This window comes from Rhizobium sp. RU35A, assembly GCF_900156005.1.
In the GTDB taxonomy this organism is placed as follows: domain Bacteria; phylum Pseudomonadota; class Alphaproteobacteria; order Rhizobiales; family Rhizobiaceae; genus Neorhizobium; species Neorhizobium straminoryzae.
Map to the genome: position 1 here is coordinate 767,227 of NZ_FTMR01000002.1, position 14,517 is coordinate 781,743.

The following is a 14,517-nucleotide window of genomic DNA, read 5'->3' on the forward strand; positions in this document are numbered from 1 at the left end:
CGAAGAGGCATCAAAAGTCCTTTCCGGCGGCTCAGGCCTGCCAGTACCTGTCATCGGTGAAATCGGAGGGGATCGGGTCCAGATCCTTCAGCCTGCGCGCCAAAAATATCAGTCCCTGCTTGTGTCGCAGCGCCGCATAGCCGAGCTGCACCACGGTCTGCGCATCCATCGTGTGCAAACTATTGTCGGCGGCAATCCAGGCAAATTCAGAAGGCGCGGACGGATCGAGCAGCTGCTGCCAGGAGATGTCGCCGGCTGCAGCGCCCAGCGCGATGGCATCGGTCGCTGCCGACTTTGCGCCAGCGATATTTTCACGGTCTTCGGCGCGAGACTGGTAGACCACTCCGCCAAAAGCAAAGCCGGCGGCAATCCGCCGATCACGTTCTATGTCGACGGCCGCCGCCATCTGCTCTGCGGAAAGCTGCGGCAAAGCAAGACTTGGCGCACCGTCATTTCCAGGCACGATTTGCATGCCTTGCGCCTGACCAGACATGAGATCCGCATATCGATCATCCGACACCTGAATGGCGTCGCTTGGTGCATTATCCTGATAAAAGCCTTGGGTGCTCGGTGAGTACTTCATCTCAGCCCCTTGGTCCTACGGCGAGGTAGTTGAATGCAGCCGATATCAGCGCCATGGTGCTCCCGTTCCAGTTGATGCTCCTGAATGTGCCTGCCGTGGCCGATCGCGCGGCGACGGCGATGAATGTTGCGTTGGTGTTGCTCCAGGCCACGCCTCCGCTATCCACGGCCACCACGCTCCAGGGGCCGCCAGACGCAAAAGCGGTGGGCCAGGTGATTGTCGCGGTGCCTGCCGTCGTCACCCCTGAGCCCCACTGGAGCACCACACCGCCCCCAAGATCGATGTAGCCGCTGCCCGATGCCACTGCGGGAACCGATCGCGCCTCCATCAGCCGAAACACGGCGCCGTCATAAATAAAGGTGTTGATGCCGGCGCGAATGTCGCCTGGTAATAGATCCGCCGACCCATCCACGCGGCGGATGGCAATGGCACCGAGCCCGTTGACCGTGAGCGTCGCGGCTCCCGTGTTTTCAGCGGGCGACTTTACGCGCAACGGCACGCCCACGAGATCGGAGAGTGCTGCGAACGCCGGTAGTGGCGTGATCGTCAACGCATTGGCCGTGCCGGCGCCCACGAAGTAATTCAGCTTCTGGCCGCGCACCGATCGCACCAGCTGCTGCCATGTCGCGCTGTCTGCCGCCAGGCCGGAGGCCTCGATCACGGCCATGATCTCTTCCTGAAGACTATTCAGGAAGGCGGCGGTCACCTCGGTGCCAGACTGGCCGGCCACCAGGTTCTCATCGCGAAAGCCGCGCCGGCCGGAGCCGATGTCAATCGTGTCGGCACCATTGATGCGATCCATCAGGCCTCTCCATAGCTGAAAACGATGTGGGTATGGGCGGGCTTCAGGCGTCGCAGCTCGCACTCGATCGAGGACAGCTCGAAGGAACCCAGGCGCTGCCCGGCCCGACTGATGCCGGCCCGAAAATTGATGACCGTGACGAGGCCAGGAATATTGACGCGCCACACGAACTGGCAGCCCTCGGGGCGCAGTCGCTGCCCGGCCCGCAACCCCCCGGCGCGGCTCGGCCAGAACTCGTCGATGGTGATCTCGACGCCCAGCGCCCGCGCGATCGAGATGAAAAATGGGATGCTCTGTCCGCCCCGAGCTGTCCACCGCTGATGCGCCAACTTGCGCCTCTGCTCCACGGTCAGCGCCGCCCGGTCGCGCCCGCACGGGTCGGGACCGAGGCAGCGCTCGAAATCAGCCAGCAGCTTGTCGGCCGAGCGCGGATCTGTCTCGGTCATCAGCGCTTCTGCGCCCGCCTCGGCATCGGCCAGCGCCGTGGCCACGCCCTGCAGGTGCGCGTCAAGCACTCCGTCACGGCGGCCGAGCGCAAAGCCCGTTGCAAGCTTTCCAATCAGGCTTTTAAGGATTGTGGAGACGGGTCTTGCCATCGTCGCGACCTCAATCCAGCCAGGTGATAGGCCCCGCGACGGGGCATTGAGACGAGGTGAGCGTGTAGCGCGCCGCCGGCACCGTCAGATCGTGGGCATACTCGCCGCTGGCGGCAGAGATTGCTTCCGAGATCCGCGAAGGCTCGATCGTCGCGCCAATCGGGCTGTCATTCTGCTCGTCATCCTCATCGCCGATCGTCAGCACGAAACGCTGATAGGCTGCCGTTACCGCCGCGCGCGTGGCGGCCGTGTCCGGCCTCAGACGTACAGAGATCGGGACCGTAACCAGAGAGCCTGCGACAGGCACCACGCGGGCCGTCACCGGCCGAACGCCGGTCTGGCTCCCCTGAATGCCCAGATGCGCGCTGATCGCATCGATCTCCTCGGTCGTGGCCACGCGCGGCGCGCTGTTATCATCCTTCATGACGATCACAACGCCGACCGATCCACGTCCGATCCAGTCTTCAACGACGCCGACCGCATAGACGTTCGCCACCTCGGCCACCCAATCACGGTAATCGGATGCGGCGCCGCCCATGGCTGGCGTTCGGATGCGGGTCAGATAGGCCGCCTTGATTTCCTCGGGCGTCTGCGCATCCGCGCCGCCGGAAAAGGCCGTGGCGACGGTGACGCGCGTGATCGCGACCGAGGCCTCCACTGTCGTCAGCAGCACACCCGATGCCAGATTGCCGGCGCTGCCGGCTGTCACGGCCTCGGCCGCCACCGTCAGCGTGCCGCCGATCGCGATGGTGCCGCCAGCCTTGGTGACATAGGTCTGGCCGGACCCGGCAGACAGCAAGATGTCGGACGGCAGCACAGTGCCCGCAGCACCTTCGATCAAAACGGACCCGACCGCCTTCAGCGCGCCGCGCTGATCCACGCCCCAGATGCCCGCATGCCGCAGGATTATCGCCTCGTCATCTGCGCTATCCGGCATGTATTGCCGCCCCCACCACGCCTGATGGTCGTGGATGCTGCGGATTTCGCTGGCAATTGGCGCAAGCAGGTTGGAGATCACGCCCTGGGCCGATCGAACGGCAAGCGAGATCTTTGACGCCTCGATATCCGGTCGAAGCGCGATTAGCCGCTGCTCCAGGGAGGCGGCCATGCGCGCAAAGATCGTCCTGGCTGTCGGGATTGACCAAGGCATCAGGCGTCCACCCGCTTTGACAGCGTCACGGCCGCATCCTGCACCTCAACCCGGAATGCCAGCAGGCCCGGCCGCTCCCACCACACCTCGATTTTGGCAGCCTGTCCGGTCTCACCTTCCGCCCAGCCGAGTGCCTCCGCCAGCCAGTATTCGCACAGCTGGCGCGTCGCCTCGGTCTGCTTGGCGCGGTCCAGCAGCCAGAGCCGGCTGCCGGCCTTGGCAAACCCGGCATTCAGCGCATCAATGATGGCGCCCCGCCGCTCTGAAAAGCTGGCGGGGCTCAGGAACTGGGATCGTCCTTCGGGCAGGTCGTCATCCGGATCCGCGCGCCGATCGAGGCCGATTGACACCAGCATGGCCGGCACGGGCGTCGTGTCGAGCACCAGATCGCCATCGTCGCCAAGCGCGAGATCGCACTGGCGGGATGTCGTGTCAAAGGTGAGGCCAAGATCCAGAAACATGGCGGCGAAGCTATCGCGCGCGCGCGTCATAGATCATGCCCAGCAGCATGGGCATGCCCGCATGGGAGGGCAGCAAGAAGTGAAGATCATGGATCAGGCGGGGCGGTGTGGTCACCGCCTGAAATGACGCCGCCATGGGTGTGCGTCTTGTCCGTGGGCACGCCATCGTGCCAGATGCCGCCACCAGAAAAGTGGAACCCGTCGGCGTCGATCGTCAGGGAGCAGCCGCCGACCGCCAGAGAGATCGACGAGGCAGCCTTCACCTCGATCCCTCCGCCCGGCAGCACCAGCACGCGGTCGCCAAAGGCATTTGCGATCCCGACGGCGCCCTCCGGCGCGCCGCCGACGCGGGCCGATGGATTGCCGAGCGGCAGCAGCACCATGTCGCCCTCATCGCCACCAATCGACAGCGCAAGCCCGATCGCGCCATCGGCTGGCGGATTGCCGAGCAGGCCAAAAGGCTGCCACACCTCGACACCCTCGCGCAGGATGCCGTCAGCAACCTCCACGGTCGCCTTCTGCATCTCGCCACCGTCATCGACGGAGCGCACCACGACGCGGCGCACCAGGGACCGGATCTGGTCGTAGATTTCCTTGCCGCTCATAGGGCCTCCGCCGTGCCGTCCAGCGCGCCTGTCTTGGCCTTTCGGTTCTTGCGTCGATTGCCGACGGGCTCGGCATCAAAAGCCTCTGGCGAGCAAAGCGTGATCTCGGTCGTGGCGCCGCGCTGCTCGTCTTCGCTGTAGGCCACCCGCGAGATCAGCAATTCGCGATCAATGTCCACATAGGCGATGGCGCAATCTGCCAACTGATTGACGGTCCACACGGCGCCATCCACCGTATGGCCGCGCACCGTCACGGTAAACTCTTCGGCGGCGGCCCTGGCCGTGCGGCTGCGCCAGTCTGCCTCCGTCTGCGCCGCCTTGGCGTCGGCCTTGGAGCGCGCCAGGTGCACAATCGGGCGATAGCGGCTGATTTCGTCGTCGGTCGCCCGACCGGTGGCGGTCACGCCACGGCGCTCGCGCTCGGTCGCCGATCCATCGCCTGATGATCGGCTGCCGGCATCGATGGGCTCTGCCGTGGTGTCCAGTCTTGCCGCGCCGCGCTTGGATGCCGCGCCTTCGGCCTGGCCGCGCACTACGGTCTGGCTATGCCGTGCGGCATGCGTGAAGACGCCGCGCGCAGCCAGCACATTGCCCGGCTGACGGATCGGCGCCGGCGCGCGCGTCTTGCCGGTGCGCGTCACAACGATGCCGCCGACACCGTCTGACACGACGAGCAGTTGCCGCGCGCGCGCTCCCTTTTCAATCGCGGAAAACGCCGTTTCCGCAAGATCGATGGCATAACGCGGGAAGGGATCGCCGGTGTCCACCTCGGTCCGCACGCCGATCCCGTAGGGCCTGACGATGCGGGCGGCCGCCTCCTCAAATGACACATCCCTGAACTCGGCGGCATCCAGCATTGCGGCGCAGTCGATCAGGTCACCGGTCACGTCGCGGCCGGCGATCCGCACACTGGCGCGGCCGTCCTCTATCTCAGGCTCCACCGTTTCTATGTAGCCCTTCAGGATGGGCAGACGCCCGATGCGGATCACGACGGCTGGGCCAGGCTTGAGCTTGAGCAATGGTCCAAAACTGGCATAGGGCAGCGCCTGACCAGAGCGTCGCCGGTCGCGAAAGGTGAAGTCGAAAGAGCCGCAGAAGTCCTTCAGATCCCGCGTCACTGTCGCTGCCGTCCATTGGTCAACCCTTTGGCCGTCAATCTCCAGGCTGATGCTCTTGCCCATCAGATAAGCTCCCTGACCTCGATCAGACCGGGGTCGATCGCCGACGGCATCGGCGGTCGGTTGCGGCTGACAATATCGGCATAGACCTCCTCGATCCGCGACGGGTCATCGCCGGCCACATGCACCGCCAGTTGCCATGCGTCGAGCGAGGTGGCTGGGCGGAAGGTCAGGATGGCGGGCAGGCGGCCGATCACCTCGTTCAGATCCGAAACGATCTCGGCCGACAGCGCCTGTGCGGCGCGGATCAAATCCGATGTCTCGGCCTGATAACTGTCGACGGCGATGACCTCCAGCGCATCCACCAGATCGGACAACAGGCCCGTGAACCGGCCACGATAGGCAATGGCTTCCTGGGCGGATGTGTAGTCGGCATAGGGGGCCTGCTCAGCCGAGGCCGCCAGAAAATGCGCAGCGATGGCGAGCAGCAGCACGCGATCCACCGGAGACGGCGCATCCACGATCTCGGCGATCACGCTCGCGGCGAGGTCGAGGCCGATCGTCATCAGCGCCTGCGCACTGGCGCTGGCGCCTGCCGTCTGGCTGGCGCTGCCAACGGCCGGCGTCTCGGTTACGGTCTGGATCGTCGCCACGGCCCCCAGCGTCCAGGCGTCAAGAGATGCTGGCGTGCCGGGTGTCGTCGCGGCAAGCGCGGTGCGGATCTCCGGCACGGCTGCGGCCGAGTCTGCCGGCGACTGGACACTGTCTGCCGCGCGCCGCACGATCCGGATGGTCCGCCGGACGGCTGCGATCGCCACGGCAGATGTAACGAGATCCGCCACCGCAACCGTCAGCGCCGTCGCTGTCGCAATCGCCGAGGAGATCGCCAGCACCAGGCGCGAGGCACCCGAGAAAAGCGAGGACAGGCCAAGTCCCGTCAACACCCGCTTGAAGCGGGCGCTGATGCGCACCATGCGCAGCTCGCGCGAGGAGAAGCGGATCTGCGCCGGCTCTTCCAGGATCACGTTGATCGGCCCGAGCCACGGGTGGATGAGAAGCCCCGTTCCAGGCGTTTCGAACACCGTTTGAAAGGCCTTTGCGCGCAGCCGGTAATCATCGGAAATCACCAGCGCTTCGATCGTGATGATCGAGGCAGACAGGCCGAAATCGTCATAGCCGGGCGCATCAACGCCGGGAAACAGATATTCCAGCACGCGCCGGCCGTGGTCGGACGTGGCATCAAGCACATGGAACGGCAGGCCGCGATAAAGTCCCGGCAGGCAGCCGGGCAACGCGTCGAGATCGTCGATCGCCATATCAGTTTCTCCCGATCACGCGGCCGGTATTGGCTGTCACCGGCACGGCGCGATTGTCCGACGACACATTGGTCACCTCGGCCGGCCCGGTCACCCGCACGTCCACGGTGCCGCCAACGGCCACCTGCTGGGCGGATGCGCCCTGGGCGGGCAGGGCCGTTGCCATGCGCCCGATGGCGGCACCCGCATTGGCGGCATTGCTGTTGGCGGCCGTCGGCGTTGCGCCGCCTGCCCATGATGGCAGGCCCGGCCAGGTGATCAGACGCGACAGATCGATATTGCCGATGGCGCTGATGATCCGGTCTGGCAGGCCTCGGAAAAACTCGATAACCGTGTCGAGAGCAGACTTGATCGTATCGACCAACGCACGGCCGATCTTCTCGCCAAGCGCGCGGAACCCTGCCTCCGCCTCGTCGGAATAATCGTTCATCGTAAAGAGGTCCGACAGGATCGGCCCAATCTGGGCAGGCAGCGAGCGGAAGAACCCAAGCACGGTATCGACCGCGTTGCGCGCACCGGCAGTCACGGCGTCGATCGATCCCTGATCGACACCTATCGCGAGAGCAAGATCGATCAGCTTCTGCCCAGCCATCGCGCGGACACTGGCTGCCCACTCGTCAAAGGCCTTATTGATACTTGCAAGCGCTGGCCCAACGACGGATGCAAATCCCGAGACAATCCCACTGATCGGCTCCCAGTATTTGTGCACGGCGATGCCGACGGCGGCGACCGCCGCAGCAATGGCAAGCACCGGCGCGGATACTGCTGCCGCTGCGGTGGCGATTGCGCCGAACACTGCGGCAATAGCGCTGGCACCGGCCGTGATGGCCGGGATGACAAGGCCCAACACACCGATGGCCCCTGCGAGCAGCACCGCGCCTCCCGCGACGGAGAGCAACGTGCTGCCAAGGCCTCCGGTCTCATCGTTGAAAGCCCGGAAGGCGTCACGCGCCTTTCCAATTCCCTCGTTCAGCATCGGCAGCCACTCACCGAAGGCCGATCCCAGCTGATCGCGCAGCTGGGCCATATGTTCATTGAAAACTTCAAGCTGGCGGTTCAGGCCCTGCATCTGGGTCAGGAAGTCTTTCTCGATCACCGAGCCATCGGCGTTCGCGACTTGATCGCGGATCCGCTTATATTCCTCCAGATTGCCGAGCATCGGCAGGACAAAGTCCATCACCTGCATGTCGCCGAACAGGCTGCCGAGCTTGCCGGCGCCATAGATCTTCTCCAGCTGTTCGCGCACCTGGGCCAAAGCATCCGCGCCTTCCAGGCCGTTGTCCTTCGCTTTCTGCAGCAGCCCTTCGACTTCGGCTCCAGAGACACCCGTCAGCTTGCTGATCTTCTGGATGACCGCTTCAATCGGATTGAGCCCTTTCGTAACCGCGTCGCGCATGACGGCTTCGATATCGACGCCCACGTCTGCAAACTTCTTGATGGTCTCCGGCGCCAGGATCTTGGAAAGGAAATTTTTCATGTTGTTGGCGGCTTCGGCTGGGTCGCTTGTGCCCTTGCGTGCGATCTGCAATGCCGCGCCCAGGAATGTCACCGCTTCTCGCCCAGTTACACCAAACTTCGCCATCTGGCTGGTCAGCGTCGGGAAATAGCGCGCCATATCCTTCAGCTCGAAGGCGCCTTCCTTGCCCGCAACGACAAGACCGGCCAGCGCGCTTTCAAGCTGGTCTGCCGGAAGTTTGAGCGTCTGCAGCATGGAGGTGGCAACGCCTGCCATATCCGCGAATTCGGCATTTGCGGCTGTAGCGGATTTGCCAATAATACCGATCGACTGGTCGACAAGCGCAGGGTCAAGGCCTGCCGCGATCATTTGACCGGCGCCGGATGCAACTTTGTCAGAGGATTGCCCCACTGCCAGCGCCAGCGCCTGAAACTGCGCTTTCGCCCTTGTCACATAGTCAAAGGCCGCCTGCCCAGAGAGGTTCGACGTGCCTGCAATATCGAGCAGCTTCTGCTGAAACGCAGCGGCCTCTTGGATCGGCCCCATGAAGGAAATGGTCGCGATCGCCGTGCCGACCAGCCCGATCTTGCGGGCCACGCTGGCAATGCCATCGAGCGAGGAGCGCAGCCGGCGCAGCGGCGACGAGAGCAGATCCTTGAGGCGCACGATCACATCGAGGGCCATGGAGCGAGCGGACATTGCGACCCCTTTTACGAAGAATAGGGCGGCAAGCTATCGCGCGCGCGCGAAAACGATCATGCCCACCGAAGTGGGCATGATGCTCTCAATCCTGTTTTTTCTGGATTTCGGCCCGGAAGGCCATGACGCAATTCCACCAGTAGAGCGCGTCTCGCGCGGTGAAGGCGTCAATCTCGGCGGCCGAGAAGCCGGTGCCCTCGGCGATCCCGCCGATGATCACCGGCCAGTTTTCGGGCCACTCGTCAAAAAATGGTTCAGCACCCGCCCCGCATCGGTGATGTCGGCGAGATCAAGCTTGTCATAGAGCGCGTTCATGACCGCCTGGTTGATGCGGGTGGATTGCGCGAAGGCGACGACGGCCTGCATCTCGGGCGATGCCCCACCTATGATACGCTGATCCTTGCCCGACAGGCGGTGGAAGGTCAGGGCATCGAAAACCCTCTCGCGTTCCTGCCCATTCTTCCTGGTACGCAGCGTCTTCGGGTAGGCGAGCGGAAGCGTCACCGATCCGTCGTCATTCTCCACTGCGCGTGCCGGCAGCTTGTCGAGCAGCGCGCCGTCCTCGTCGATGACGGCTTCGGTGCTGGCATCGTCTTCCGCGATCACCACATCGGCCGCAGCGGTATCGGTCACCGGCGCCAGCGCATCTTCGTCCAGATCGATCTTGAGCGTTTTCATGCCAGGATCTCCTCGGGCGTGCCGCCCATCCACTTCAGCGGGATCTTGCCGCCTTCACCGCCGGTGATCACCGGCCGGTCGCCTTCGAGGAAGGCATCGTTGATAACGAAGGTCTGCCCCGTGTCGCAGACCACCTGCAGCTCGCCCTCTTCGGCGTCGAAGAGATCCGTGGCGCGCTGGCCGCGCTCCAGATTGGTGACGGCGTTGACTTCCGTGCCCTGGTATTCCTGGGCACGCCCGACGCCGCGCCCGTAGGCAACGCCGGTGTTCTTGATGCCGCCGAGGCGGATGGTGGCACCCTTTTCGACAGGGATCGTCCGGCCGTTCCAGACGATGTCGATGATGCCCAGCACCTGGGTCATGAGGTTTCTCCTTTACACCTGGAATTCGAGCGAGCCGGCCAGCGTCATCAGATTGCCGACGATCATCACCTGCTGCCGGCTTTCCAGCCGGTTGCGATCGTCCGTGGACCGCTGGAAGACGCTTTCCTTGACGGTCCGCGACACATCTTCCAGCCAGACCTTCTCGCCGTAGAGCTTGCAGCGGGCGCCCCAGGAGGCATGCATGCGGCCGGGCGTCACGACGGCGGTGCCGGGATCGGTATCGTCGTCATTGCGGCGCACGAAGGCGGCGACATCGTCGTCATCCACCAGCTTGGAGCGCGGATACATCAGGCTGACATAGGTCGCCCAGTCGTAGCGGATGCGGCTCATGGTGGCGGGCACCATGATGTCCAGCCAGGCGCGATCGGCAACGCCGAGATTGCTGGTCTTGTAGGTGGTGATCATGCGGCTGATCACCGTCGTGCCATCGGACAGATGGTCGAAGGTCGAGATGCCGCGATTGAGCAGCAGGTTCTTTTCCTCGTCGGTGAACTGATCAGCCGGCAGTGGCGCCTCGACATTGGGCACGGTCAGCGAGCGCAGCTGGCGAGCCGGATCGTTGGTCAGGTGGAACGAGGCGATGGCCATCGCCGACGCTGCCATGGTGTAGGCAGGCGTCGGCGATCGCTTCAGGCCGCCGCAGGTCAGGAAGGGGCAATTGGTGAGATTGCCGAAGGTGGTCAGCTGGCCATAGGTGCCGCCCTTGAAGACGAAGCCATGGGCATCGAGCTTTGCGGTGGCGGTGTAGCGACTGGTCAGCCAGGTGGCGAGCAGGGCGACATTGGTCGCATCCGCCCAGGGCGTGACGATCTTGGTGATCCAGGTATTGGTCAGCAGATCGAGCACGCCCTGCAGGTTCGGATTTCCGGAACCACCCGCCATCGCGACAACCGTCACCGTCAGGCCGGAGGGGAGCGGCTGCGCATCGACATCGACGCGCAGGTCAATCTCGTTGCCCACTTCGCCGCCGTGGCGGGCGGTGCAGGTCACGACGCCAGCCGCCGAGGTGGCCGTCACTTCCATGTCCAGATCGGCATTGATGGCAGCCGCAAGCTTGGTTGCCATGCCCGTCACGTCATCCGTAGAGAGCGCCGAAATGCGTACCTGCCGGCCGCCGACCTTGAACCGCAGCACGATGGCGGCCCCGACAGAGCCGACAAAGGTCAGCGTGCCGGTTGCCTTGACAGAGCCCGCCGCGTCGGACAGCGGCGTCACATAAAGGGGCGTGATCTTGTTGGCCTTGCGGAAGGCCTCCACCATCTTGGCGCCGACGGAGCCGCGACCGAACAGGGCTATGCCTTCCTCGGCGCGCGTCACCTCGTAGATCGTCCCGACGGCCAGCGTGCCGCTCGCCAGCTTCTGGCCGGCGATCAGCGCCTTTTCCGGCCAGGCAAAGACGCCGGCGTTGCGGTAATTCGGCTTCACCTCCAGAAAGGTGCCGGGCTCCAGCCAGTCATAGGGGATTTCGTCGAAATCCATGGTCACTTGCCTCCTTTGGGCTTGCTGGCCGGAGCGCTGGGCTCGGCCGTGTCGGTCTGTTTACCGTCGTCGATCGGGCCGGCCGGATCGGTTGCGGCGACCTCGATCAGGTCGCCATCAATGAGGCGGCGGCGCACGAACAGGGTGTCGGGCGCGTCCATGCCGTCGATCGGCCACGGCTCGCCCGTCTCCTGGTCAATGGTCCGGCCCTCGGCCGGCTTCAGAAACTTCGTCATGAACTGGTGTCCAGGTTGATGGTGTCGGTGAGAGGGACCGCGTCCGGATCTGGCTGCAGATCCCAGGTGACGCCGAGCGCGGAAAAATCGTCTGCCGTGACAAGGTTCAGCCGGCCGGGATGGGCTGCGCACTGCACCTCGAAATCCACCTGGGCAATCACCACGGCCTCGTCGCTCCAGCCATCGGCAATCACGCTGTTGGCAAGGGTGACGGCGGCCTGTCCGATTTCGGGCAATGTCCACCCGTGGATGAGCGCGATCGCCACATCGGCCATGGCGTCCAGGCCGAGGCCGCGCGCATCGCCTTTGAAGCGTGTTTGAAAGCCGCTCGAAGCCTTGAAAATCAGGATCAGGCGCCACAGCATCCGGCCGGTCAGCATGCGTCCGGAGGCGGCGTCGGCGCGAAAGCCGATCCAGGCAAGCCCGATGAAAGGCGATTGCCGCGCCAGGCGCTCGAATTCCTTGATGGTCATCACCTGTGGCACGCGCTCGATCGTGAAATCGCGCTCCGGGAAGGCAAGCCGCAGGCGCGCCACCAGATGGGGCTCCATGCGGCGGATATTGGTGTATTGGACGTCGAGCGCCATCAGAAGCCCCTCAGCGTCTCAAGCGACATGACGCGCTCGCGATCCGACATGCGCGGCCCGGAGCCGACGGCCGGGCCTGCCGGCAGGGCCGCCGGCACATCGAGATTGATCAGCTCCCGGGCGATATTTTCCAGCCAGGTGATCGTGGCGGCGCGTGCCTTGCCCATCTCTTCGGACGGCTCGACATGCTCGCCCTGGGCCAGCTCGTAGCGGGCAAGCACGCAAGCCGCGCGGACGATCTCCGGCGGCGGATTGGCAATCGGCGCAAGGTAGCGACCCCGGATATAGCCGTCGATCACCGCCGAGACATCGCTCAGCGCCGTCTCGATCCTGCCGGCATCGACGGTCTCGGCCGTGCGATCCTCGGGCTGGGAGAGCCGGATCATCTGGGTCTCGCCGAAGCGGGCAATCATGTCGGAAACGGTGGCGTACATTGCAGGGGTCTCGGTTGGAAATGGGCTGGCCTCTCGGCCAGCCCTGGCCTTTCAGATCAGTGACAGGCGGTTAGCATCGCCATCGCACGTCGAGAAAATTGCGGCCGGCGGTCCGGTAGCTTTCGACATAGTCCGGCTTCAGGAGACGGGGTACGGCGATAGTGACCAGCGCCGGGATCGTGCCGCGAGCAACATCGTGCCTGGTCTCTGCGGGGATGACCACATGATCCAGGAGGTCGATCGCATGGACGATGTCGATCGGGGTCATGCTGATGACCGTGACATGCTCGTCGTGCGACAGCAGGTCTGCGGAGGCCGGTACACTCAGCAGCACGGCGCATGCCAGGAATGCCAGACTGCCGAGCGTCGCCATTCGCAAGTTGATGTAGAGGCGCATCTTTTGCCTTTCGGTTGCGGTTTCAGGTTTGCCGCTGTTCCCGGTGGCCCCGTTCGGGCTTCTGATCCACCAGAGGGCTTCGGAAGGTTCGGGCAGTGTGCTGAACAGCCCTCCGCTTCCTCGCGGCGCTCCCGCCAGGATTACTTCTTGGCCGAGGCCTTTTCGGCCGCCTGCAGCTTGGCCTGCAGATCATCCAGCTGCGACTGCAGCGCGGCGATCTTTTCGGCGGCGGCCTCTGTGACCGCATGGGCGAAGGTCGCCTGCAGCTCCTCGGCCTTCGCGATCATGCGGGCATCGACCTCGGCCGCCACGCGCGCCTCAAAGTCCGCGTCCGTCACGGTGCTTTCGCCTTCCGGCACCTCGCGCACCTGGAAGTTCTGGTCGGCGCGGAAGGCGGCAAGCTGCTCGTCGCTCCAGTGGCCGGCATCGTAGAAGGCGCTGGCCGGATGCCGCACGCCATTGCGCCGCATGCCGGGAGAGGTGCAGATGATCTGGATTTTTGCGGTCATGATCGGTCCTTTCGGGGTTCGGGAAAGCGCCTGGTGGCGTTTTCCGGAAACCCGCCGCCAGCCACGAGGAAAGGCTGGCGGCGGCTGGAGCGGTTGCGGACCCGCTCCCTCCGGAGGTCAGGCCCAAGGGTCAGGCGAGGTACGGAACCTTCACCACCTGCACCATGCGAGCCATCACGTTGGTCTCGCCACCATTGGTCAGTTCCGCCTCGACCAGCTTGCGGGCGGTGATTTCGAGCGACGGCGGCACCAGCAGCTTCTTGGCAGAGATATTGAGCACCTCGCCGGAGCGGCGGCGTAGCGTGCTCATGGCCGTCAGGGCAGCCGACAGGTTCGCCTCGTTGAGCGTTGCCTTGGACTTGTAGGCCGTCTGCCAGAGACCCAAACCCGCGTTGGAGCGGCCATCGACGCCCCAGATGAACTTGCCCTGGTAGAAGACATTCGGATCGTCGGGGCTCTGCAGCGGCGTCAGGGTGAAGGGCCGGCGCGTCTGGTAGACCAGCGGCTTCATCGCCTGCGCGTCATCGACCAGATACCAGGCCGGGCCGGCGCCATCGGTGAAGTTGGCGACCGAGATCAGGTTGCCCTGTTCGTTGTAGCCCGGATGGTCCGTATCGAAGAAATACTGGCCGTCATAGCATTTCAGCGTCTCGCCGGTCTTGAACAGCGGCCAGCAGAGCAGGTCCGGGAACTCCGCCGCATCCTGTCCCATCTGTCCGGCGACCGGGGTAAAGATGCCGAGCTGGTCATCCTCGATCTGGTCACGCTTGATGGAGATCGTCTTTTCGAAGGTGCGGTTGCGGATGACATAGGTCTGTGCGCCAAGATCATGGACGACGCGATCGCCCAGCCATTCGCGGAACCCCGGCAGATCGTCGAGGCGAGGATATTCGTTCATGGCCGTGGTCGAGGGCACCGTCATGGCGACGATGCCATAAAGCGGCGAGATCGACGCAAAGCGCTGGTTAAAAGAGGTCGAAAGCCCGGTGTAGATGGCGCGCAGCGTGCTGCTATTGATATCCATGTGA

At 64.4% G+C, this 14,517-nt stretch carries 19 protein-coding genes; all 19 read right to left on the reverse strand.

What is annotated here, in order from left to right:
- Positions 1-31: 31 nt before the first annotated feature.
- On the reverse strand, positions 32-583 hold the full coding sequence (locus F3H95_RS08260; protein WP_149745529.1) for a DUF4376 domain-containing protein: 552 nt from the start codon (positions 581-583) through the stop codon (positions 32-34).
- 1 nt (position 584) lies between these two features.
- A complete protein-coding gene (locus tag F3H95_RS08265; protein ID WP_149745530.1) occupies positions 585-1,385 on the reverse strand; it encodes a hypothetical protein in 801 nt (266 codons plus the stop codon).
- Entirely contained in the window at positions 1,385-1,981 is a 597-nt protein-coding gene (locus tag F3H95_RS08270; protein WP_149745531.1) for a putative phage tail protein, read from the reverse strand. The genes F3H95_RS08265 and F3H95_RS08270 overlap by 1 nt, the downstream gene beginning before the upstream one ends.
- Positions 1,982-1,991: 10 nt before the next feature.
- The gene (locus tag F3H95_RS08275) at positions 1,992-3,089 is read right to left on the reverse strand and encodes a baseplate J/gp47 family protein (RefSeq protein WP_244617920.1); all 1,098 of its coding nucleotides are present in this window, start codon (positions 3,087-3,089) and stop codon (positions 1,992-1,994) included.
- Between the two features lie 41 nt (positions 3,090-3,130).
- The gene (locus tag F3H95_RS08280) at positions 3,131-3,622 is read right to left on the reverse strand and encodes a phage GP46 family protein (protein WP_244617921.1); all 492 of its coding nucleotides are present in this window, start codon (positions 3,620-3,622) and stop codon (positions 3,131-3,133) included.
- A gap of 56 nt (positions 3,623-3,678) precedes the next feature.
- Positions 3,679-4,197 (reverse strand): phage baseplate assembly protein, encoded by a 519-nt coding sequence (locus tag F3H95_RS08285; protein WP_149745533.1) that lies wholly within the window; start codon positions 4,195-4,197, stop codon positions 3,679-3,681.
- A complete protein-coding gene (locus tag F3H95_RS08290) occupies positions 4,194-5,378 on the reverse strand; it encodes a phage baseplate assembly protein (protein WP_149745534.1) in 1,185 nt (394 codons plus the stop codon). The genes F3H95_RS08285 and F3H95_RS08290 overlap by 4 nt, the downstream gene beginning before the upstream one ends.
- Positions 5,378-6,631 (reverse strand): DNA circularization N-terminal domain-containing protein, encoded by a 1,254-nt coding sequence (locus F3H95_RS08295; protein ID WP_149745535.1) that lies wholly within the window; start codon positions 6,629-6,631, stop codon positions 5,378-5,380. The genes F3H95_RS08290 and F3H95_RS08295 overlap by 1 nt, the downstream gene beginning before the upstream one ends.
- Position 6,632: 1 nt before the next feature.
- Positions 6,633-8,684, reverse strand: a complete 2,052-nt coding sequence (locus F3H95_RS08300) for a phage tail tape measure protein (RefSeq protein WP_188134323.1) — start codon at positions 8,682-8,684, stop codon at positions 6,633-6,635.
- A 187-nt stretch (positions 8,685-8,871) separates the two neighbouring features.
- Positions 8,872-9,006, reverse strand: coding sequence for a hypothetical protein (locus F3H95_RS27635; protein WP_280177830.1), 135 nt, complete (start codon positions 9,004-9,006; stop codon positions 8,872-8,874).
- The gene (locus F3H95_RS08305; protein ID WP_149745537.1) at positions 9,003-9,464 is read right to left on the reverse strand and encodes a hypothetical protein; all 462 of its coding nucleotides are present in this window, start codon (positions 9,462-9,464) and stop codon (positions 9,003-9,005) included. Before F3H95_RS08305 ends, F3H95_RS27635 begins: the two co-directional genes overlap by 4 nt.
- Positions 9,461-9,826: a phage tail tube protein gene (locus F3H95_RS08310; RefSeq protein WP_149745538.1), complete on the reverse strand. Its 366-nt coding sequence runs from the start codon at positions 9,824-9,826 to the stop codon at positions 9,461-9,463. The genes F3H95_RS08305 and F3H95_RS08310 overlap by 4 nt, the downstream gene beginning before the upstream one ends.
- Positions 9,827-9,838: 12 nt before the next feature.
- Positions 9,839-11,326, reverse strand: a complete 1,488-nt coding sequence (locus tag F3H95_RS08315; RefSeq protein WP_149745539.1) for a phage tail protein — start codon at positions 11,324-11,326, stop codon at positions 9,839-9,841.
- 2 nt (positions 11,327-11,328) lie between these two features.
- Positions 11,329-11,562 (reverse strand): DUF2635 domain-containing protein, encoded by a 234-nt coding sequence (locus F3H95_RS08320; RefSeq protein ID WP_149745540.1) that lies wholly within the window; start codon positions 11,560-11,562, stop codon positions 11,329-11,331.
- On the reverse strand, positions 11,559-12,149 hold the full coding sequence (locus F3H95_RS08325; RefSeq protein ID WP_188134324.1) for a hypothetical protein: 591 nt from the start codon (positions 12,147-12,149) through the stop codon (positions 11,559-11,561). The genes F3H95_RS08320 and F3H95_RS08325 overlap by 4 nt, the downstream gene beginning before the upstream one ends.
- On the reverse strand, positions 12,149-12,583 hold the full coding sequence (locus tag F3H95_RS08330; RefSeq protein WP_149745541.1) for a DUF1320 domain-containing protein: 435 nt from the start codon (positions 12,581-12,583) through the stop codon (positions 12,149-12,151). The genes F3H95_RS08325 and F3H95_RS08330 overlap by 1 nt, the downstream gene beginning before the upstream one ends.
- A 70-nt stretch (positions 12,584-12,653) precedes the next feature.
- On the reverse strand, positions 12,654-12,980 hold the full coding sequence (locus F3H95_RS08335; protein ID WP_149745542.1) for a hypothetical protein: 327 nt from the start codon (positions 12,978-12,980) through the stop codon (positions 12,654-12,656).
- A 140-nt stretch (positions 12,981-13,120) separates the two neighbouring features.
- Positions 13,121-13,489, reverse strand: coding sequence for a hypothetical protein (locus F3H95_RS08340; protein ID WP_149745543.1), 369 nt, complete (start codon positions 13,487-13,489; stop codon positions 13,121-13,123).
- Between the two features lie 130 nt (positions 13,490-13,619).
- The gene (locus F3H95_RS08345; RefSeq protein WP_149745544.1) at positions 13,620-14,513 is read right to left on the reverse strand and encodes a Mu-like prophage major head subunit gpT family protein; all 894 of its coding nucleotides are present in this window, start codon (positions 14,511-14,513) and stop codon (positions 13,620-13,622) included.
- Between the last annotated feature and the right edge of the window lie 4 nt (positions 14,514-14,517).

Bases quoted from the DNA above. Each gene is read 5' to 3' on its own strand.
- F3H95_RS08260 (WP_149745529.1), bottom strand. From the start codon at position 583: ATGAAGTACTCACCGAGCACCCAAGGCTTTTATCAGGATAATGCACCA.
- F3H95_RS08265 (WP_149745530.1), bottom strand. From the start codon at position 1,385: ATGGATCGCATCAATGGTGCCGACACGATTGACATCGGCTCCGGCCGG.
- F3H95_RS08270 (WP_149745531.1), bottom strand. From the start codon at position 1,981: ATGGCAAGACCCGTCTCCACAATCCTTAAAAGCCTGATTGGAAAGCTT.
- F3H95_RS08275 (WP_244617920.1), bottom strand. From the start codon at position 3,089: ATGGCCGCCTCCCTGGAGCAGCGGCTAATCGCGCTTCGACCGGATATC.
- F3H95_RS08280 (WP_244617921.1), bottom strand. From the start codon at position 3,622: ATGACGCGCGCGCGCGATAGCTTCGCCGCCATGTTTCTGGATCTTGGC.
- F3H95_RS08285 (WP_149745533.1), bottom strand. From the start codon at position 4,197: ATGAGCGGCAAGGAAATCTACGACCAGATCCGGTCCCTGGTGCGCCGC.
- F3H95_RS08290 (WP_149745534.1), bottom strand. From the start codon at position 5,378: ATGGGCAAGAGCATCAGCCTGGAGATTGACGGCCAAAGGGTTGACCAA.
- F3H95_RS08295 (WP_149745535.1), bottom strand. From the start codon at position 6,631: ATGGCGATCGACGATCTCGACGCGTTGCCCGGCTGCCTGCCGGGACTT.
- F3H95_RS08305 (WP_149745537.1), bottom strand. From the start codon at position 9,464: ATGAAAACGCTCAAGATCGATCTGGACGAAGATGCGCTGGCGCCGGTG.
- F3H95_RS08310 (WP_149745538.1), bottom strand. From the start codon at position 9,826: ATGACCCAGGTGCTGGGCATCATCGACATCGTCTGGAACGGCCGGACG.
- F3H95_RS08315 (WP_149745539.1), bottom strand. From the start codon at position 11,326: ATGGATTTCGACGAAATCCCCTATGACTGGCTGGAGCCCGGCACCTTT.
- F3H95_RS08320 (WP_149745540.1), bottom strand. From the start codon at position 11,562: ATGACGAAGTTTCTGAAGCCGGCCGAGGGCCGGACCATTGACCAGGAG.
- F3H95_RS08325 (WP_188134324.1), bottom strand. From the start codon at position 12,149: ATGGCGCTCGACGTCCAATACACCAATATCCGCCGCATGGAGCCCCAT.
- F3H95_RS08330 (WP_149745541.1), bottom strand. From the start codon at position 12,583: ATGTACGCCACCGTTTCCGACATGATTGCCCGCTTCGGCGAGACCCAG.
- F3H95_RS08335 (WP_149745542.1), bottom strand. From the start codon at position 12,980: ATGCGCCTCTACATCAACTTGCGAATGGCGACGCTCGGCAGTCTGGCA.
- F3H95_RS08340 (WP_149745543.1), bottom strand. From the start codon at position 13,489: ATGACCGCAAAAATCCAGATCATCTGCACCTCTCCCGGCATGCGGCGC.
- F3H95_RS08345 (WP_149745544.1), bottom strand. From the start codon at position 14,513: ATGGATATCAATAGCAGCACGCTGCGCGCCATCTACACCGGGCTTTCG.